The 20099-nt window shown below is 67.4% G+C and carries 13 protein-coding genes, 1 tRNA gene and 2 pseudogenes; 9 read left to right on the top strand and 7 right to left on the bottom strand.

Annotation, left to right across the window (positions count from 1 at the left end; genetic code table 11):
- Positions 1-1133 precede the first annotated feature (1133 nt).
- Together ABZ354_RS13910 and ABZ354_RS13915 are read left to right on the top strand one after the other, a co-directional pair.
- The gene (locus ABZ354_RS13910) at positions 1134-4544 is read left to right on the top strand and encodes an ATP-binding protein (protein WP_358656349.1); all 3411 of its coding nucleotides are present in this window, start codon (positions 1134-1136) and stop codon (positions 4542-4544) included.
- Between the two features lie 199 nt (positions 4545-4743).
- On the top strand, positions 4744-5670 hold the full coding sequence (locus ABZ354_RS13915) for a hypothetical protein (RefSeq protein ID WP_358656351.1): 927 nt from the start codon (positions 4744-4746) through the stop codon (positions 5668-5670).
- 12 nt (positions 5671-5682) lie between these two features.
- On the opposite strand, the gene ABZ354_RS13920 is transcribed toward ABZ354_RS13915, so the two are convergent.
- A complete protein-coding gene (locus ABZ354_RS13920; RefSeq protein ID WP_358656353.1) occupies positions 5683-6366 on the bottom strand; it encodes a hypothetical protein in 684 nt (227 codons plus the stop codon).
- A 422-nt stretch (positions 6367-6788) separates the two neighbouring features.
- Here ABZ354_RS13920 and ABZ354_RS13925 point away from each other — a divergent pair, with 422 nt between their 5' ends.
- The gene (locus tag ABZ354_RS13925; protein ID WP_358656355.1) at positions 6789-7868 is read left to right on the top strand and encodes a ferritin-like protein; all 1080 of its coding nucleotides are present in this window, start codon (positions 6789-6791) and stop codon (positions 7866-7868) included.
- 697 nt (positions 7869-8565) lie between these two features.
- On the opposite strand, the gene ABZ354_RS13930 is transcribed toward ABZ354_RS13925, so the two are convergent.
- A complete protein-coding gene (locus ABZ354_RS13930) occupies positions 8566-9753 on the bottom strand; it encodes a type II toxin-antitoxin system death-on-curing family toxin (RefSeq protein WP_358656572.1) in 1188 nt (395 codons plus the stop codon).
- A gap of 402 nt (positions 9754-10155) precedes the next feature.
- Here ABZ354_RS13930 and ABZ354_RS13935 point away from each other — a divergent pair.
- Positions 10156-10821: pseudogene (locus ABZ354_RS13935) on the top strand (helix-turn-helix domain-containing protein); the annotation flags it as partial.
- A 209-nt stretch (positions 10822-11030) separates the two neighbouring features.
- Positions 11031-11456, top strand: a pseudogene (locus ABZ354_RS13940) (tyrosine-type recombinase/integrase); the annotation flags it as partial.
- Between the two features lie 106 nt (positions 11457-11562).
- Here the strand turns inward: ABZ354_RS13940 and ABZ354_RS13945 are convergent.
- Positions 11563-11636 (bottom strand) — tRNA-Pro (locus ABZ354_RS13945).
- A gap of 128 nt (positions 11637-11764) precedes the next feature.
- On the bottom strand, positions 11765-12691 hold the full coding sequence (locus ABZ354_RS13950; RefSeq protein ID WP_358656357.1) for a metallophosphoesterase: 927 nt from the start codon (positions 12689-12691) through the stop codon (positions 11765-11767).
- Positions 12692-12879: 188 nt separating this feature from the next.
- Here ABZ354_RS13950 and ABZ354_RS13955 point away from each other — a divergent pair, with 188 nt between their 5' ends.
- The gene (locus ABZ354_RS13955) at positions 12880-13344 is read left to right on the top strand and encodes a GatB/YqeY domain-containing protein (RefSeq protein WP_358656359.1); all 465 of its coding nucleotides are present in this window, start codon (positions 12880-12882) and stop codon (positions 13342-13344) included.
- A gap of 129 nt (positions 13345-13473) precedes the next feature.
- On the opposite strand, the gene ABZ354_RS13960 is transcribed toward ABZ354_RS13955, so the two are convergent.
- Positions 13474-15735, bottom strand: coding sequence for a transglycosylase domain-containing protein (locus ABZ354_RS13960; protein ID WP_358656361.1), 2262 nt, complete (start codon positions 15733-15735; stop codon positions 13474-13476).
- 548 nt (positions 15736-16283) lie between these two features.
- Between ABZ354_RS13960 and wblA the strand changes: the two genes are divergently transcribed.
- Positions 16284-16622, top strand: coding sequence for a transcriptional regulator WblA (gene wblA / locus ABZ354_RS13965; protein WP_279549312.1), 339 nt, complete (start codon positions 16284-16286; stop codon positions 16620-16622).
- Positions 16623-16816: 194 nt separating this feature from the next.
- Here wblA and ABZ354_RS13970 read toward each other — a convergent pair whose 3' ends face one another.
- Together ABZ354_RS13970 and ABZ354_RS13975 are read right to left on the bottom strand one after the other, a co-directional pair.
- Complete coding sequence (locus ABZ354_RS13970; protein WP_358656363.1) at positions 16817-18217, bottom strand: ArsA family ATPase; 1401 nt, start codon at positions 18215-18217, stop codon at positions 16817-16819.
- Positions 18218-18264: 47 nt separating this feature from the next.
- Positions 18265-19242 (bottom strand): ArsA-related P-loop ATPase, encoded by a 978-nt coding sequence (locus tag ABZ354_RS13975; RefSeq protein WP_358656365.1) that lies wholly within the window; start codon positions 19240-19242, stop codon positions 18265-18267.
- Between the two features lie 139 nt (positions 19243-19381).
- On the opposite strand from ABZ354_RS13975, the gene ABZ354_RS13980 reads away from it, so the two are divergent.
- Entirely contained in the window at positions 19382-19543 is a 162-nt protein-coding gene (locus ABZ354_RS13980) for a DUF4177 domain-containing protein (protein ID WP_003975360.1), read from the top strand.
- Positions 19540-20007 carry a RidA family protein gene (locus tag ABZ354_RS13985; protein WP_358656367.1) on the top strand — a complete coding sequence of 156 codons (468 nt, stop codon included), beginning with the start codon at positions 19540-19542 and terminating at the stop codon, positions 20005-20007. Before ABZ354_RS13980 ends, ABZ354_RS13985 begins: the two co-directional genes overlap by 4 nt.
- Positions 20008-20099 lie beyond the last annotated feature (92 nt).

Genomic DNA, 20099 nt, shown 5'->3' on the forward strand with positions numbered 1-20099 from the left:
CGGGGTCCGAGCCGGCCGGCCACGGTGACACTGCCCCGGCGCGGGCTCGCACGGCGGACAGGCGGGCGGCGTGGCGACTCCACTGCTCCCGGGGCCGGGGAGGACCGGACGCCCGCCCGCGCCCGGGGAGTGCGCAGGGGCCGGTCGGCCCGGGCGCGCGTGCCGGCGTGGGGGACTCGGACATCTGTGACCTCCGTTGTCTTCCGGGCGGATGGGGGACCCGGTCGGCGTCCTGCGTCACGCGGATGGGAGGGGTGAAAACCGAGTGCGTCCCCGTCCATGGGCTGCCGCCACGGGTACACAGAATTCGGGCGCGAGCGAGCCGGATGAACGGCCTGAAGGGCGCACATTGTTCAGGACGACTTCGGCGGTCGAGCCGCGATGTGACACCGCTGCTGGAAACGCCCGGCGCGCACTGCCGCGTCACCAACGATACGCGGCGACCGTCGAGATCGCAGAGTGAGCCGAGGGAGGCGTACCCCGGGGCGGCCTCCCACAGGTGACGTCGGAAAAGGGGGAGCGGGCCGGCGGGTGGAAAGCCGGCGATCACCGGAGAGCGCAAACCTCGTGGACGACCGGCGGCGCCCCCGTGAAAGCCCATGGCGCGGGACTCCGGCTCCGCCGGACCGGCGGCCGTGTTGCGGTCTTCCCCGCCGGTGCTTTTATGGAAGGACGGCACACGTGACAGCGGAGATGCGCGACGCCGATGCCTCCGACGACGCGGGGCGCGATATCGCGCCGTTGCCGTGCGCAGCCGGGAACGCAGAGGCGATGCGTGGCACCGACCTCACGGGTACAACTCGCTCAGCTCCGTTCGCGGTTGACTCTCGGCCTTCGTACGACGTCCCGCGGCAGCGTGCAGCGCGGAGGGAACGGACCTCATGTCCACCAAGGTCATCCGCCATCCGGAAGGCAAGGAACGGCCACACAGCGCCCCCTGGTACACGTTGTATCCGAGACGGTGGTGGTCCAGGATCTCAGCGCGAACGGGCAGGAGGTGGCGCAGGTTCAGGACGGAGAGGGAGGCGCACCGGAGCATCGTCCCCAATCGCAACTGGCGCCCCTCGAGGTTCTCCCTCGGTCCGCTGCTGCGTGCGTACGCCTTCCTCGGGACGGTCCTGCTTTTCGTTTGGGTGGGACTGTCCGTCTATGATTTCTACGTCCTGAAGGAGGACGATCATTCACGGCTCCATAAAGTGCTAGGTTCCCTGTGGTTCGACGCCGTCAATCACATCCTGGGTCCTGTTCTGACGGGCTCTCTGCTCCTCGCGTTCTTCCTTCTCTACTGGTACCACCAGACGAAGAAACCGCTCGTGGACAAGGCGCGCAGCAATCCGCATGAGCTGATCCCGACAGCCGGAACCCTCGTCAACCGCATCGTCGGGCGCCGCGAACTGTCCCAGGTAATGGCTCAGACACTCCGTAACCGGAAAACCCGTAAACCCTATCTGCTCGTCGGCGGCATGGGCGTCGGCAAGACAGCCGTTCTGGTGGAACTGACGCGGATACTGGCACAGCAGGCGGCCGTTCCCGTGCCGATCAGTCTGCGCGACACGAACGGCGACGGGACGCTCGACTTCGAGGAGATGGCACGGCGCCGCTTCGCGGAACAAGCGGACCAGGGTGTGCTCGCCGGCAGCAACATCGACAAGACGTGGCGGCAGCTGAGACTCGACGACAAGGCCGTCGTCATCGCCGACGGCCTGGAAGAGGCCCTCCTCGACGAGAAGTACAAGGAGGACCGCGACAACATCATCCGGCGGGCCATAGACCGGGCCGACCGCCAGAAGCTGCCCCTGGTCATCGCCTCGCGCCCGCACGCACCGCTGGAGGGTACCCGGGCCGCGATCGCCAACCTGGAACCGCTGAGCGAGGAAGCGGCTCTGGAGTACCTGATACGGGAGTCCGGTGAGCGGGACGAGCGCCGACTCGACTGGGTGGTGGAGACCGCCCAGGTCACGGACTCGCCGATCTACCTGAGGATCGCCCGTCTGCTGCGGCAGCGCGGGCTGCTGGAGCACCTGACCCTCCGTGAGGAGGGCGGCCGCCTCGACACGCGCAGCAACGACTGCTCCACCCTCAGGCTGGGCCTCCTGAACACCTACCGTCAGGCCATCGAGGACGGCCACATATTCGACAAGCTGGTGATGGACCGCGAGGAACGCCGGGAGACCATCTGGGTCGTGTCGGCACTGGCCTGCCTCGGACTGTTGCAGGACAGCATCGAGGTGACGTTCGACGATTTCGTCAGCGCGCACGTGGACGACCTTTTTGACCGCAGGCACTCCCAGGACACGTCCAAGGAATCACCGGGAACTGCCCAAAAGCATGGAATCCTGCTCGCCGCCTCCCCGACGCAACGCGACGCGATATGGGGCGTACTGGGCCGGAAGTTCGGCAACTCGGCACCCTGGCTCAACGCCCTCGATTACCCCAACGAGTGTCGTACCGAGTTGGCGAGATACGTCGCCAACGCCCAGCTCCTCGGGCTGGTGTACGGCTGCGAGAACAGGGTCCGGTTCCCGCACAGCATTCTTCAGGCATATCTGGGTTACCGCCTGCTGAGTGAGGTGGAGGACGACAGGATCGACGCGGTCGTCGAACCGGCGCTGCACAGCCCGGGTCCGTCCCGGGAACTGCTCATCGCGCTGATGCTGCTCTCACGTGACCGGGCGGCTCCCGTCACCGCGCGGTCGGCCACCGTGCCGCACGCGATGCCGCGCGCCCAGAACGGTCAGGGAACGCCGCCGAGACTGTCCGGGCTGCTCAGCGATGCCGCGGCGAAACGGCACGACGCGAAGTACTTCGACCTGTACGCCGCGGCCCTGGAAATGGACTGCGTCGATCCGGCATCCATACAGGACACGCTGGCCCGGGACCTCGACGACCATTGGGCGAACCTCGACATCAGAGGCGATCAGCGCACCATCGAGGACGCGAAGCTGAGACTGGTGCGCAGCTTCGGGGCCGCTCTGCGTGAACGGGGCCGTCGCAGCATGAGAGGTGAGCCGCTCGCGGGTCAGGAGCCTGTGCAGCCCTCTCTTCCTTACAAACGTCTCTTTCAGATCGCTACGCATGAGCCCTCTTATCCTGTCCGAATCGCGATCGGCCATCAGATAGCGGCCGGTGGCGATGCGGCCTTCCAGGAGCTGCGCACGGAATTCCCCCTCGGAACCGATCCCATCTCCCAGTACCTGGAAAAGATCCGCGAGGCCAAGCAGAAGCTGGACCACGACTACACCGCTTGGCTCGAGGAGGAGAACGCGAACCCCGCCGCCGATCCCGAGGCGGCGGAAGAGAGCCGGCGGAAGCATGACCGGATCGTGAAGGAGTACGAGCAGAGCCGCACCACGTGGTGGCGCCACTTCTCCCTTCGGGCCTGGCTCGTCCCCATGGTCGTCGGGTCCGTCTCCGAAAAATACCGTGACGAGGCCAAGGAACGGCTGAGTCTCTGGCTGCGCAACCTGACCGCCCCACCCGACCGGCAGAGCCCGCTCATGCCGCTGTCTCTGGAGAACGCTCTGGCCCAGGGCTTCAAGAACGCGGCGAACCGCCGGAAACGGCACCCGGACGCCTACGAAGAGACCCGGGCCCACCTGGTGAAGCAGGCGGAGAAGATGCTCACGTGCAGTCGCTACTGGTACGCCCAGCTGAGTCTGCTCCATGCGCTGTGCCTGTGGGAGCTTCCCGACACCGTGGGACGCGCCACCGGGTCCGGCGAGGCGAACGGGCACCGCCGCCGTCCCGCACCACCGGCCGCCGCCCCGCCGACGGACGACGACGTGACATCCAACGGTCCGATGGAGCCCGTGCGGGCGGTCACCCGATGGCTCACGATGGCGGGCAGCTCACACGAGACCCCGGCTCCCCACGGCGCCGCGTACGAACGCCATGCCGGCACGGTCCTCCACCCGTTCGTCGCCGAAGCCGGCGACCTGGTGACCCTGGCCCTGGAGACAGGACACCCCGAACGGTTCCTCTGGATCGACGAGAACGGAGCCACCGACAACGTCGGTTCCCTCCCGGCCGATCCGGACCGCTACCGCAAGCACAACCTGTGGATCGCCCCGTCTGTCGGCTGGAGCATCCTGCACCCGCGCGCGCAACGCCTCCTCGCCGACGTACTCATCCTGCACAACCTCACCGAGGGCAAAGGGAGCCCCGACGACGTCGAGGAACGTCTGAACCTCGCGAACAAGGACACCCTCCCGGACTGTCTCACCCGCGACCGCAGCCGGCTCCACCCCGAACGCAGTGTCGGCAGCTCCGAACGGGACGACTCCCGCACCACCTGCCTGCCCCCGTGCGAGTTCCGCCTGTGCCCCTATCCTCCCCAGGCCGGCAAGGCACAGACGGAAATGGCGGAGCTGTTCTGCCGGCAGCAGCAGGCGCTCCTGCACAGCCGCTTCCGTTGGCACCTGCCCGCCGTCAGCCGGCACACCGTGCCCTGGGTGAGCATCCCCGTCAGGGAGCTGCACGACTTCTGGGAGAAGATGGCCAACCGGAACCGCAAGACCGACGACGAGGACGACCACCGGCTCTGACCGGGAGACCCGTCCCCGGCCATCTCGGGCCTCAGGGCTCCCGGCCTTCAACTGACCTGTGGAGCCACCCCCGGGAGCCGGCGCCGAAGCAGATCCGGGCCCGGCCACGGCCGCCATACGGACCACGACACCCAAGACGCGCAGCCGGGCGGAACGGCCCCGGGTGCGGCCTCCTCCGGCGGCGATCAGACTGATGACCATGTCCACGTTGCCGCCGCCACCGCCGCACGCCGACCCGGCGCCCCTGCGCTCGCCCGCGTCCACGTTCGTGGAGAAGGCGGCGGTCATCGCGGCACCGGGGACCATCACCTTCGCTCTGCTCTACTACTTCGGCAGCCTCTACAACAAGGCGTACTACTCCGCACTCGGCGTCCCGGTGGAGGACCTGGAGCTCTCCATCCAGGGCATCGTGGCAAACAGTACGAACGCGGTCTTCCTCCCCCTGTGTGCGCTGCTGGCCGGTGGGCTGATCCTGCTGCTGACGGTGGGATGGCTGGGACGAAGACTGTCCCGCCCGGAGAACGCGGCCCGCCGCCGCTCGGCCATCACCTGGCTGCTCACCGTCGGCGTGGTCATGATGCTCCTCGGCCTGCCGGTGTACTTCTCGAACCTGGTCGGCCTCTTTCCAGCAGGCTGGCCACGCCGGTTCCTGCCGGCCCTGATGGTGGCGGCGGGGTCCACGCTCGCGGTCTTCGGCGTCCACCTGCGCCTCAGCGCGGGCACGGGCGTCCGCCTCCGGCAGGCCTCCCCCTCCGACCGCACATGGCTCGGGGTCGGCACGCTGCTCCTCGGACTGCTGACACTGAGCCTGTTCTACGACATGGCGCTGTACGTGACGGGCCTCGGCCGAGGCGATGCGCAGCTGCATGCGATGGGGGGCTACAGGGGCACCCCGTGGGTGGTGGTCCACGCGTACGTGCCGCTCCGCCACCACGCGAGGAGTATCGAGTTCACGGACTACGGCGGCGAAAGCGCGCCGTACCGGTACGAGTACCGGGGTTTCCGCCTCCTCGCGAAGTCGCCGACCCGCTTCTACCTCGTCTCGTACGACTCGAGGTGGCTCGACCGCAGCGTGGTCGTACTGCCCGACGACGGGGTCGCCTGGCTGGAGATCCGCGGTGCCTGACAGGGCCTGTCCTCAGGGGAGGTCGGACACCTCCGGAGAGGGAATGTCCGAAGGCACCTCCGGTGTGGTCTCCTCGGTCTCGGGCACGTCCGGTGTGGATTCCCCGGTGTCGGGCCCGTCCGATGTCTGCGCCGAAGAGCTCGTCCAGGTGGGTGGCGTCGAGGCAGACGTCGAATCAGACGGCTCGGCCGCTTCGCCGTAGATGGGGGCGGTGACCGTGCGGCCGTCGGCCATCGTGGCGGTCAGCTGCCCGGTGTACGACCCCGGGCGCTTGGGCGTGTACTGGAAGGTCTCGGTGCAGCCCCCCGACCCCGCCTCGCCCACGCACCGACCGTCGGAAGGAACGGTCTCCCCCTCGATCTCGATGGCGATCCTCTGGATTGTCTGGCCCGCCTTCTCACGCGGGATCTCCACGCTCCCGGTGGCCGTCTCGCCCACCTTCGTCCTCGGCAGCGTGATCGCTGACGCGGAGGGCTCCTCGGTCTTGCTGCCGGGGAAGATCTCGCCGTGCCCGTCCTTCGTGCCGGACGTCGACTCGTCGGTGCCGGGTGTCGATTCGTTCCCGTCGGCCCTCGTGGTCCCGGCACTCTCGGAAGGCTCCTGCCCGGTGATCCCGCCGCCCCCGCACGCCGCCGTCACCAGCAGAGCGGACAGCGCTGCCGCCGCCGCAAGCCCCCGGACCGTCGCTGACGTCATGGCGTCCGCACCTCCGCTTCCGCTCGGCTGAGTTCAGCCCAAGCTCGCACGGGGGCGGCCGGGAATGACGCCGACAGAGCCCGCGGGCGCCGGCCAACCACTCGAACGACGGATTCAAACAACGCCGAGACCGGTTACTCCGCGGCCTGGCCACCCACCGGCCACGGCCCCCGGCGACCATCCGCGACGGACGCCGCACCTCGCCATCGATCGCCCCAGTTGCAGCAGGTCAGCCTTGGTGATGTCCTGAATAGAGGTCTCGATACCTTTCCTGATGCAGGGATTGCGTCCTCGCACGGGAATTGACCGGTGGGGCTGCTATCGCCATTGCCGTGCGCCCGCGTGCTGCGGTGCGGGCCGCTGTGGTACGGACTGCCTCAACTGGTCATTTCGGCCGAGGGGCCTGAGCCATAGGAGTGCTCGTGTCAGGTGTCGTCGGACATCGAAGCAACGCAATCGTCGAGCTCATGCGGATGCCCGCGGAAGAACATGACGAAACCTGGCTGAAGGAGGCGCTGCAGCAGGCCGTCATGCTGGAACTCGCGACGATCCCACCCTATTCATGCGGCCTGTGGTCCATCCAGGAAGTGGACCAGGGATCTGACGTCTCCGAGACGATTCTAGAAATCATCTTCGATGAAATGTCACACATGGGCCTCGCCTGCAACATGCTCACGACCATCGGCGGGTTTCCGCGCATCGCCAACAGCGAAGTCGTACCGAAGTACCCAGGTCCGCTTCCCGGTGGTGTTCAGCCGGAGCTGTCGGTTTCTCTCAGAGGCCTGAGCAAACAGGCGCTCGACATGTACTCCCGCATCGAGAGGCCCGACGCCCCGGTCGTCGAAGTGCGGGAGACGCACACGTCCATCGGCGCCTTCTACACGGCGATCCGCGAGGCTTTCCGTTCCCGGCCGGAGTTGATCAAGGGTACTCGGCAGGTGACCAGAAACATGTCCGCGTCCCACGGCCAGGGAAACGACGTCGTCGCACTCAGATCGCTCGATGATGTGGAGCATGCCCTGCAGATCATCAAGGAGCAGGGTGAGGGCACCACGGTCTCGCCGGAGAACCCGTTCCCCGGCGAGACCGGCGAGCTGGCCCATTTCTACTCCTTCCGGGAAATCTTTCACGGCCGCGAATTGATCCGCGTATCAGACAATCCGCCGCGGTTCGATTTCCAGGGAGCCGAGATTCCCATGCCCCTGACGTTCCCCATGGGGACGGTGCCGGCAGGCGGCTGGTCCAAAGGCGGTGTGCCCGTCTCCGAAGGCGTGCAACACGACCTCGACACATTCAACCGTCACTACAGCTCACTGCTCCGGTTCCTGGAACACGCCTGGCATGCGGAGCAGTCCGCCACGGCGACACAGATGCTGAGTCAGGCGGTCGGGCAGATGCGCCGCCTGCAGGAACCCGCCCAGGCATTGATGTCGACACCGCTGCCGGACGAGAGCGGCACAACGTACGGCCCGGAGTTCCTGTACGTCGACGAGGACCCGTAACCCTCCCTCGCGGTCCCCCCGGTTGCGTCGCCCTGCGTCACCGCGCCGCCCCGGCACAGCCGCCCGGCCCTCTGCAACCCGAAGCAGACGAAGCCCGCGCTCACCACAGCCTGCCGAGGCAGTACACCTACCTCGTGCTCCCGCGGCAGAGCGGCATTCGCCCGATAGAGCTGCGCTCCGGCGCGTGATCCCGAAGACCCGCAGCGACGGACGACCCCGTAGAGACGACAAGGACGAGGACATAGCCGACGGCGGCGCCGCAACCTGATCACACGCCTCTAGCCCTCGAGCACACGCACGACAGAGGCCAGGTACTGATATCAGTACCTGGCCTCTGACCAGCGTCGGGGTGGCGGGATTTGAACCCACGACCTCTTCGTCCCGAAGCAACTTGGGTGGGGGCGCTGCCTTGGGTTGGCGGAGCTCTCACCTGTGCTGATGGTCCGCAGAAGTTCGCGCCCGTCCGCCGTTGTACGCCGGCGTTGTCACGCAGTTAGACACGCAGGTGGTGTTCTGTGTGGCTCGCAAATCACTTCTTGCGATGCCTGCCCGCACCCTTCTTCAGTTTAGCTTGGCCACGCTTCGTCCAGTCACCTGATGGAGGTACAAGTAGCAAGGGCCGTGCCCTTTAGCGTCCATAACCCATATAGAAGCCTATTGGATCGCCCTTACAGCCAAGTTCTCTCAAAGTTCGCCGTCACAATTTTGCTAGTCGCTTCAAAAGCGTTCGATATTGAGTGATAAATTCATCTGGTTCGCGAGGATCGCTTCCATAGAAATAGGCGGAGTCGACACCGTGTTCGTCGTCTAGTTGGAGCTCTTTACGTAGGTGCTTCAGGAGGGTTGCGTCTACTTCGTGGCCGTCGCTGCGGTACCCGACTGTGGCGCCGTAGGTTCTCACTTTTGAAAGACCGAACAAGCCTTTTGCTTGAACCGTACGCTGTACCTTGATCCTGTTCCCAGGCATTGGAGAGCCGATTTGACAGTCAAATCGTGAAAGGATTCGACGGAGCTCGCGCCATTTCAGCAGGCGGTCTCCATGCTGTATTTGCCGACTATTTTTCAGGATCCATCGAGCAATTTCTTGAACTTCTCGATCGGCGACCGAACTCCAGCCAGTTGGCACGAGACGGTGTTGAGCTACCTTCAAAACCAACTTGAAGAGGTCGCTCTCTGTGCAAGTGAGAAGCACATTATTCCGATCCAGGAAGGCCAGGGCTGAGACGAGAGCGGTACGCTTGTTTCCATTATGGAACGGGTGGTTGTGGATAATCGAGTGCAGCAATGCCGCACCAGCCAGTTCGACGGTCGAGTATTTACGCTCACCACCCAGAGAGGTGCCAGGGCGAAACGCAGCAGATTCCAGAAGGTTATTGTCTCGCACGCCGGGCGGATCAATTGGATCCTTAGAAACTCTGAAATCCTCCACAAGAGCGTCGTGGATGCTGCGAATGTCTCCAGACGAGAGCAAATCGGCCTCGCGTTCTCGACCGACGATCTGCCAGATAAATTCTGGTTCGTCTGGCTGCCTGCTTGATGTAGGAATAGGAGAAGTGAGGACCGGTGAGAAAACCCCCGATCTTCTTAGCTTTTTGAGGGCACCTTTAGGTAGCATGCGTGCATCTGGAGATACGGAAATTCCATATGTCAGTAGACGCTCCCGCGCTTCTTGCTCTGTCACCTCCCAAGCCTGTACCCAGTAGGCTAGACACTGCAATCTCTTAGCTGTGACTACCCCTAGTGTTGAGCAGACACCAGATATATCGCGCACAGGTATCGTGTCGTCAATGTCTTCTAGCGACTCATAACCCGCGTCCCACAGGGTTACAAGTGCGAGATCGTAGTCAAGGCCAGCTTCGTCGGCCAGTTCTCTAATGGTCTTCACCTTGGACAACAAAGACTCCTCATGTTTCGACCTTCAAGGTCATATTACGACTGAGCGGCCCTCTGTGTGAGGCTTGTAAAAATTGATCATTGGCATGCCTAATCAAGTTGGGCCTGGTGCGAGCCGAGCCGTGACGCCCAACCCTCCACGAATGAGAGCGAAATATGGCAAAAAGGTAGATTCAGCCTGAGTGTATGGACATTGCAGACGCTTGGGCCGCTGACCTGGGCCTTTGTCGTGAAGCGATGACGAGAATCGAATTCTCACTCTCAGCTTGGGGAGCTCGGCTCTTCTGCCGGAGGCTGCACTGCTGACCTAGTGCTGTGACCGCATAGGTTCGCCGGGTCGGTGGTCGTGGCGGTTGGATGGGCGGTGACGTCCCGTCCGACCGCTGGAGGTGTGGTGGCCGAGCCTGTCCGTGTGCGCAGACTGACTGACCAGGAGGGGCAGAAGCTGCAGCAGATCGTGCGCCGGGGCAGCACCAGCTCGGTGCGCTACCGGCGCGCGATGATGCTGCTGGCCTCGGCCGGCGGGAACCGGGTGCCGGTGATCGCGCAGCTGGTCCAGGCCGACGAGGACACCGTGCGCGATGTGATCCATCGGTTCAACGAGATCGGCCTGGCCTGTCTGGACCCTCGGTGGGCGGGAGGCCGTCCCCGCCTGCTCAGCCCTGACGAGGAAGACTTCGTCGTTCAGACGGCCACCACCCGTCCCACCAAACTCGGCCAGCCCTTCACTCGCTGGTCGTTGCGCAAGCTCGTCGCCTACCTGCGGAAAGCGCACGGCCGGATGATCCTCATCGGCCGCGAGGCGTTACGGTGCCTGCTCGCCCGCCGTGGCATCACCCTCCAGCGGACCAAAACATGGAAGGAATCGCCGGACCCCGACCGTGAGCCGAAGCTGGACCGGATCGAGGATGTCCTTGACCGCTTCCCCGACCGGGTCTTCGCCTTCGACGAGTTCGGCCCGCTCGGAATCAGACCCACCGCGGGCTCGGGCTGGGCCGCGCGCAAACGCCCCGACCGGCTGCCCGCCACTTACCACCGCACCCACGGAGTGCGCTACTTCCAAGGAACGCGCCCGCATCCGCAGCGAGAAAGGCATCCGCTGGGGCGGACGCCCCCTCGCCACCGCCGCCTGACCAACCCGGCGAACATACGCGGTCACAGCACTAGCGCAGAAGGGTGCCGGCGCCTGGACGGACCGCCGGTCGATTCCCCGTTGTTCCCCGCACACCTGGCACGCATCTGGCACGACCCCTTGGTCCCCGAACTGCTGAGACCCGGAAGTCCCGGCGCACGCTCGCCCTGCCGGCGCGCTGCGTCGAAGCGCTCTGGCGGCAGTTCGAAGATCAGGGCTGGGATCGGCTGGCCGCCGGCGACAAGTGGGAGGAACACGGGCTCGTGTTCTCCTCGGCCGTGGGCAAGCCGCTCGACGCGGCCAACGTCCGCCGCGCCTTCCGCCAGGCGCTCAAGGATTTCGACGGGATCGACGCCGACGAGTGGACGCCCCGGGAACTCCGGCACAGCTTCGTGTCCCTGCTCTCCGACCGAGGTGTCCCACTGGAGGAGATCTCCCGGCTCGTCGGGCACTCCGGGACCGCCGTGACCGAGGAGGTGTACCGGAAGCAGATCCGGCCCGTGATCCAGACCGGTGCCGTGGTCATGGACGGCATCTTCGGGGCCGTCCCGCGGCAGTCGTAGTCACGCAGCACGCACTCAGGAATCGATAGTCACGCAGTTGGACACGCAGCAACGTCAGAGGGCCCTTACCGATTCGGTAAGGGCCCTCTGACCTGCCATTTAGCTGTCGGGGTGGCGGGATTTGAACCCACGACCTCTTCGTCCCGAACGAAGCGCGCTGCCAAGCTGCGCTACACCCCGATGTCGCTGCTTGTCGCGGCGACGTCGTTTACTTTAGCCCACGGCTGGCTGTAGACGAAATCCGGTTTTGCCGGGGCGGGGGCCGGGCCGGAGGAACCAGGAGGGCCTCCGGCCCGGCGCCCCGCCGCCTACTCCCGCCCCACCAACGTCAGCAACGTCACCTCCGGCGGGCAGGCGAACCTCACTGGCGTGTACCTGTTCGTGCCGCAGCCCGCCGACACGTGGAGGTAGGACGTGTGACCCGCGGCCGTGTGCGTCGACAGGCCCTTCACGCGGTCCGTGTCGAGGTCGCAGTTGGTGACCAGCGCGCCGTAGAACGGGATGCACACCTGGCCGCCGTGGGTGTGGCCGGCAAGGATCAGCGGGTAGCCGTCCGCCGTGTACGCGTCGAGCACCCGCAGGTACGGCGCGTGCACCACGCCCATCGAGAAGTCCGCGTCGGGCGACGGTCCGCCCGCCACCTCCGCGTACCTGTCCCTCTTGATGTGGGGGTCGTCCAGGCCCGTGAGCTCGATCGACACGCCCTCGACCTTCAGGGTGCCCCGCGTGTTGGTGAGGTTCAGCCAGCCGGCGGAGTCGAGCCCGTCGCGGAGGTCCTCCCACGGGTTGTGGATCGCGGCGACGGCGGGCGCGTTGCCGTTCAGGCCGTGGCGGCCCTGGACCTTCTCCAGCAGGTAGCGGGCCGGGTTGCGCAGCTGGGGGCCGTAGTAGTCGTTCGAGCCGAAGACGTACGCGCCCGGGAACTCCATCAGGGGACCCAGCGCGTCCAGGACCTCGGGGATGCCCTCCGGGTCGGACAGGTTGTCGCCCGTGTTGATCACGAAGTCGGGGCGCAGGCCGGCCAGTGAGCGCAGCCAGCGCTGCTTCTTGCGCTGGCCGCCGACCATGTGGATGTCGGAGACCTGGAGTACGCGCAGGGGGCGCATCCCTGGTGGCAGAGCCGGGATCGTCACCCTTCGCAGGCGGAAGGAGCGGGCTTCGAAACCCGCCGCGTACACCAGACCGGCGGCGCCGACGGCCGCAAGGGACAGAGGTACTCCGTATCGCGCGCGCATACGTCCATCGTGTCAGACCCCGCCAACTGCCGTGTTCCGCAGTCCGTCCGGGCGGCCCGGCGGGTGCCCCGGCAGTCACGGCGGTCACAGCAGCCGGGCGGCGTGACAGCGCCCCCTGTCGTCAGTGGGCGGGCACCTCGGGTAAATCACCGGGCGGCGGCGCCGGGGCACCTGCGACAATCGGCCCCATGACCACGCTCAAGTCGAAGCTGCAGGATGACCTCAACGCCGCGATCAAGGAGCGCGACGAGCTCCGCTCCTCGACGCTCCGGCTGACGCTCGCCGCGATCACCAAGGAGGAGGTCGCGGGGACGCAGAAGCGCGAGCTCTCCGACGACGAGATCCAGAAGGTGATCGCCCGCGAGGCGAAGAAGCGGCGGGAGGCCGCCGAGGCGTTCGCGCAGGGCGGCCGTCCCGAGCAGGCCGAGCGGGAGAAGGCGGAGGGCGTGGTGCTCGCCACGTACCTGCCGAAGCAGCTGTCGGACGAGGAGCTGAACGTGATCGTCGCGCAGGCCGTCGAGGAGGCGAAGGCGGCCGGTGCCGAGGGCCCGCGAGCCATGGGTGCCGTCATGAAGATCGTGAACCCGAAGGTGGTCGGCCTGGCCGAGGGCGGTCGCGTCGCCGCCGCCGTCAAGAAGCTCCTCGCCGGCTGAGCCGCCCGGCCCCGCCGCGGCCGAGGTCGCACGGCAGACGACGGCGACGGCCCCTTTCCCGTACTCATCGGTACGAGGAACGGGGCCGTCGTTGTTCGCTGCCGGACTACCGGCTGAGTCCCGCGGGCGTCAGCGCCGTCCCCCGTTCCCGTTTCCGTTCCCCCCGTTGCCCTGTCCCTGGATCCAGCCCTCGGGGATGGAGAAGGTGGGGGTCGGGACGGTGCCGCCGTTTCCGCCGCCGTTGGTCAGGCCGCCGATGAAACCGCCGTCGCCCTTGTCATCGCCGTCGCTCCGGCCGCCGCCCTTGTCCTTGTCCTCGTCCTTCTCCGGGTCGGGGATGTGGATGATGTTGAAGTTGGGGGCGGGCTTGCCGTCGAGCGCGCCGGACATCATGTCGCGCCAGATCGGGCCGGGGACCTCGCCGCCGTACACCTTGGGGTGCCAGCGGCCGCCGATGGAGATGTCGACCATCCGCCGCTTGTGGGTGGGGTCGCCGACCCACACCGCGCCGGCCATGTTCGGCGTGTAGCCGACGAACCAGGCCGCGTAGCGGAAGTCGGTCGTACCGGTCTTGCCCGCGCTCTGGCGGCTGCCGAGGCCCGCCTGCGTGCCGGTGCCGTCCTCGACGACGCCCTTCAGCAGTGTGTTGATCGTGTCGGCGGTCTGCTCGGACATCGCGCGCGAGCAGGTCGACTTCGGGACCTCGAGCGACTGCGTCTTCTCACCGACGCGCCGGCTGATCGACTTGATGGCGATGGGCGTGCAGTGCATGCCGCGCGCGGCGAAGGTGGCGTAGCCGTTCGCCATGGTCAGCGGGGACATTTCCTGCGTACCGAGGGCGATGGAGGGGGCCTGCGCGAGCTTGCCTCCGTCGGCCCGCTGGACCCCCATCTTGGCGGCCATCTCCGTCACGGGGCAGATGCCGATGTCGCTGATCAGCTGTACGTAGTAGGTGTTGACCGACTTCGCGGTCGCCTCCTTCATGGCGTACGGGCCGACCTCGTCCTCGTTCTCGTTGGTGAGCTTGACGCCCTGCTCGTTCCAGGTCTTGCCGTCGCAGGCCCGGACCGGGTTCGGGTACTCCATCTCGTACGGCGACGAGTAGGACTTCGTCGGGGCCATGCCGCCCTCTATGGCGGCGGCGGCCACGATCGGCTTGAACGTCGAACCGGGCTGGTAGCCCGCGCCGCCGCCCATGCTCTGGTCGACGGAGAGGTTGATCTGCGTCTCGTTCTTGCGGAAGCCGTACGGACGGGACTGGCCCATGGCGAGGATGTTGCCGGTGCCGGGCTCGACGATGGTGGCGGCGGTCGCCACCTCGTCGCTCTTGTTGACGTGCTCCCGGACCGAGTCACCCACGGCCTGCTGGGCCTGCGGGTCCAGGGTCGTGCGGATCGTCAGGCCGCCCTGGTTCCAGATTTTGGCGCGGTCCTTCTTGGTACGGCCGAAGACCGGGTCGTTCAGGAAGACCTCGCGCACGTAGTCGCAGAAGAACCCGGCGCCCGAGACGGCCGTGATGCAGCCGTTCTTGGGCTTGCTGACCTTCAGCCCGAGCGGGGCCTTCTTCGCCTTCTCGGCCTCCGCCCGGGAGATGTCGCCGACCTCGGCCATCCGCCGCAGGACGATGTTGCGCCGCTTGGTGGCCTCTGTCTCGTCGTTCACCGGGTCGTACCGGCTGGGCGACTGGACGATGCCGGCGAGGAGCGCGGCCTCCGGGATGGTCAGGTCCTTGGCGGACTTGGAGAAGTAGCGGCGGGCGGCGGCCTCGACGCCGTAGGCCTGCTGGCCGAAGAACGTGATGTTCAGGTAGTTCTCGAGGATCTTCTTCTTGCCGAGCTCCTCCTCGACCTGGATCGCGTACTTCAGCTCCTGGATCTTCCGGCCGATGGTCTGCTGCGTGGCCTGCGCGACCTTCGTCGGGTCGTCGCCGGCCTCCTCGACGAAGACGTTCTTCACGTACTGCTGCGTGAGGGTGGACGCGCCCTCGGCGACACCGCCGCTCTGCGCGTTCCTGTTCAGCGCGCGCAGCACGCCCTTCAGGTCGATCGCGCCGTGCTGGTAGAAGCGCGAGTCCTCGATCGCGATGATCGCCTTCTGCATGTACGGCGAGATGTCCTTGAGGTCGACCACCGTACGGTCGCGTGAGTACACCGTGGCGATCTGGCCGCCCTGGGCGTCCAGGATCGTGGTGCGCTGGCTCAGCGGAGGAGTCTTCATATTGACGGGGAGCTCGTCGAAGCTCTCCACCGTCCCCTTGGCGGCCAGCCCCAGCGCGCCGACGGCGGGCAGTGCGAGACCGGCCATGACGGCTCCCGCGAGCACACTGACTCCGAGGAACTTGGCGGCCTGCTGCGTTGGTGACAGACCACCGCCCGAGCGCTTCTTTGGCATGAGGGCAGCCTAATCCGTACTTGTGTCCGTTCCGAGGGTGCCCGGTCCGTCGCGTGTGGGCCGGCCTCGGCCCGTGTACGACCTGGGCTTCGGTCCGCGTGGGGCGCGGCGGCGCGTGACGGCGCGGCAGAGTCGGGACGGACGTTGCCATTCGCCGGACACACGTATAGGCGTTGGCCTAAGCTGCTTTCAACTGTCACAGCTGTGCGGCCACGTAATCAATACGTACCGCGACCCCGGATCGTTCCGGATTCCCCGGACTTTCTCGGCCGGATGTGCTGAGGCCGTGTCCGAATTGGCCTTATGTGTTGCCGGATGTCCGCTGTGGCGTAACTGAACCATCCCGATGTGCCGGGATGGTCGCGCATGTCGCCAGGTCACTCCCCCGGGTGATCTGCCGCTGACCCATAGTCCGTTCGGGCCATGCAAGATTGGGCCCGACGGGGGTGTTGCGCTGTGCCTACCTTCCGTAACGTCCTCAACTGGCGGCGGTGCATATGCCGCTGCCGCCGTGGGGGAGCCTCGATTCGGGAGAGGACGGCGCCGGTATGGGCTGGGTAACCGACTGGAGTGCGCAGGCGGCCTGCCGCACTACCGATCCGGATGAACTGTTCGTTCAAGGAGCAGCGCAGAACAGGGCCAAGGCGGTGTGCACCGGATGCCCGGTGCGGACGGAGTGCCTGGCCGATGCGCTGGACAACCGCGTCGAATTCGGCGTGTGGGGAGGAATGACGGAGCGGGAGCGCCGCGCACTGCTGCGCAGGCGGCCGACCGTGACCTCTTGGCGCAGATTGCTGGAGACGGCGCGTACGGAGTACGAGCGGGGGACGGGTGTCGTCCCTCTCGACGACGACGAGGTCTACGAGAACTACGCGGCGGTGGGGTGAGTACGTCCCCTGACCAGCACTTCTCGCGGAAGGCTCGGCAGGGGGCTTCGCACCTCCGGCCGGCGGCCACCGGTCGCCGCGCCACCGTCGGTCGCCACGCCGGGACCGGTCGCCGAGCCATCGTCGGTCGCCGAGTCACCACTCGGCGCCGAGCCACCACGGGGCGCTGAGCCTTCGGGCCTCCGTCCGCCCGGTTACGGCAGTTCGTGCCGGTGCGCCGCGAGACGGTGTCCGATGTCGCGCAGCCCCGTGAGGTCGTGCACGTCGCCGGGCAGCGCGGCCACCTCGACGACCGCCACCTCGGGATGCAGCGAGGCGAAGCGGTCACGGGTGCGCTGCTCGCGCGCGAGCAACTGCATACGGTCGGCATGCAGCCGCAGCAGACGTGCGGTGAGCCGATCGGCGTACTCCTGGCCCGGGGCGGATTCCGTGGGGGGACCTGAGTCGGTGATCTCTTCGGCGGCGGGGGAGCCATCCTCGGGAGCCGGGTCCACTGCTGGTGTCACGGGCGCGGGAAAGTCTGAACGGTCGTGCGCTTCGGGGGAGTTACGAAGTCCTTCTTTCCCGCCGTCCTGATCCACAATGCCGCGCTCTTCAAGATTTTCCGCGGCGGCGAGCGCCCGCTCCGCCGACAGTCGGCCGGCGCCGCTGCCGTGCACCCGGTTGAGCACCAGACCGGCCAGTGGCATGTCCTCCGCGGACAGCCGCTCCACGAAGTACGCGGCCTCGCGCAGCGCGTCCCGCTCCGGAGCCGCGACCACCAGGAATGCCGTACCGGGCGCCTGGAGCAGCTTGTACGTCGCGTCCGCACGCGTGCGGAAACCGCCGAACGTGGAGTCCATCGCGGCGATGAACGTCTGGACGTCCTTCAGCAGTTGTCCGCCCAGCACCTTGCCGAGGGCGCCCGTCATCATCGACATCCCGACGTTCAGGAACTTCATCCCCGCCCGGCCGCCGACCTTCGCCGGGGCCAGCAGCAGGCGGATCAGCTTGCCGTCCAGGAACGAGCCGAGCCGCTTGGGCGCGTCCAGGAAGTCCAGCGCGGAGCGGGAAGGCGGCGTGTCGACGACGATGAGGTCCCACTCGTCCTTCGCGCGCAGCTGGCCCAGCTTCTCCATCGCCATGTACTCCTGCGTGCCCGCGAAGCCGGCCGAGAGCGACTGGTAGAAGGGGTTGCCCAGGATCGAGGCGGCCCTGTCCCGGTCCGCGTGCGCCTCGACGATCTCGTCGAAGGTGCGCTTCATGTCGAGCATCATCGCGTGCAGCTCGCCGTCGCCCTCGACGCCCTTCACGCGGCGCGGGGTGTTGTCCAGCGAGTCGATGCCCATCGACTGGGCGAGCCTGCGGGCCGGATCGATGGTCAGGACGACGACCTTGCGGCCCCGCTCCGCCGCCCGCAGCCCGAGCGCCGCCGCCGTGGTCGTCTTGCCGACGCCGCCCGAGCCGCAGCACACGACGATGCGCGTGGCCGGGTCGTCCAGCAGCGGGTCGATGTCGAGCACGCGCGCCGGGGAGAGTGGCCCGGCGGACGGCGGCCGGGTGGCGGAGGGCGGACGGGCGGTGGAGTCGTGCGCGTGGTCCGGGTCCGGACTCATGACATCCCTTGCTTCCGACGTCTGGTGGGCCGCAGGGGGCGCGGGCCTCATGACAGGTCCTGCGCGCGCAACTCGGCGGCCAGCTCGTACAGCCCCGCCAGGTCCATGCCCTCCGCCCGCAGTGGCAGCTCGTGCCGGGGCAGGCCGAGGTCGGCGAGTGCCTCGCGCTGCTCCTGCTCCAGCGTGTACCGCTCGGCGTACTCCGCGGCCTGCTCCAGCAGCGGGTCCACCAGCCGCTCCGCGTGCCCGCCGCGCCGCGCCCCGCCGAGCCCGGCGGCCGACAGTGATCTGGCGAGGGAAGAACGCGGCACGGTCCGTACGAGTTCCAGGGCGGTTGCGTCCAACACCGCCGGGCGCACCATGTTCACGATGACCCGGCCCAACGGCAGTCCTGCCCCGCGCAGCTCGGCGATGCCGTCCGCGGTCTCCTGGACCGGCATCTCCTCCAGCAGCGTCACCAGGTGTACGGCCGTCTCCGACGACTTCAGCACGCGCATCACGGCCTGCGCCTGGTTGTGTATGGGGCCGATCCTGGCGAGGCCGGCCACCTCGTCGTTGACGTTCAGGAAGCGTGTGACGCGGCCTGTCGGGGGCGCGTCCATGACGACGTGGTCGTAGACGAACCGGCCCGACTTGTCCTTGCGGCGCACCGCCTCGCAGGCCTTGCCGGTCAGCAGTACGTCCCGCACGCCCGGTGCGATGGTGGTGGCGAAGTCGATCGCGCCGATCTTCTTCAGGGCCCGGCCGGCGCCGCCCAGCTTGTAGAACATCTGCAGGTAGTCCAGCAGAGCCAGCTCCGGGTCGATGGCCAGGGCGTACACCTCCCCGCCGCCGGGTGCCACGGCGATCCTTCTCTCCTCGTAGGGCAGCGCCTCCGTCTCGAAGAGCTGTGCGATGCCCTGCCGGCCCTCGACCTCGACGAGGAGCGTCCGCTTCCCCGCCGTGGCCAGGGCCAGCGCGAGGGCTGCGGCGACCGTGGTCTTCCCGGTGCCGCCCTTGCCGCTGATGACCTGGAGCCTGCTCACGTATTCGAGACTAACCAGTCCGAGTCGGGACCACGCGGGAGGCTGTGGACAACGCGGCCGCGTGGGCGGTCGTGGGCTGTGGACAACGCCGTCGTGGCCGGCGGCGGGAGGGCTCGGATCAGCGGCTAGAGTCGGCCGCATGACCAAGTGGGAATACGCAACCGTGCCCTTGCTCGTCCACGCCACGAAGCAGATTCTGGACACCTGGGGCGAGGACGGCTGGGAGCTCGTCCAGGTCGTGCCCGGGCCGAACAACCCCGAGCAGCTCGTCGCCTATCTGAAGCGGGAGAAGCAGGCATGAGTGCCGTCGAGGCGCGCCTGGCCGAACTGGGCCTGACGCTTCCGGAAGTCGTTCCGCCGCTTGCCGCGTACCAGCCGGCCGTGCAGACCGGGCCGTACGTGTACACCGCCGGCCAGCTCCCCATGGTGCAGGGCAAGCTGCCCGTCACCGGGAAGGTCGGCGCGGAGGTCACCGCCGAGGAGGCCAAGGAACTGGCACGCACGTGTGCGCTGAACGCCCTGGCCGCCGTCAAGTCCGTCGCCGGTGACCTGGACCGCATCGCGCGCGTGGTGAAGGTCGTCGGCTTCGTCGCCTCCGCCTCCGACTTCACCGGCCAGCCCGGCGTCCTGAACGGCGCCAGCGAGCTCCTCGCCGAGGTCCTCGGCAACAGGGGCGTGCACGCCCGCAGCGCGGTGGGCGTGGCGGTCCTGCCGCTGGACGCTCCCGTCGAGGTCGAGATCCAGGTCGAGCTGACCCAGGCGTGACGGCACCGGGGGCCGGCCCGCGGTCGTCCGCGGCGGGTACGCCCCCGCAGGCACCCGGTCGCCCAGCCGCGGCGCCGGGTGCCCCCGTACCC

This window comes from Streptomyces sp. NPDC005925 (genome assembly GCF_040638805.1).
Lineage (GTDB): Bacteria > Actinomycetota > Actinomycetes > Streptomycetales > Streptomycetaceae > Streptomyces.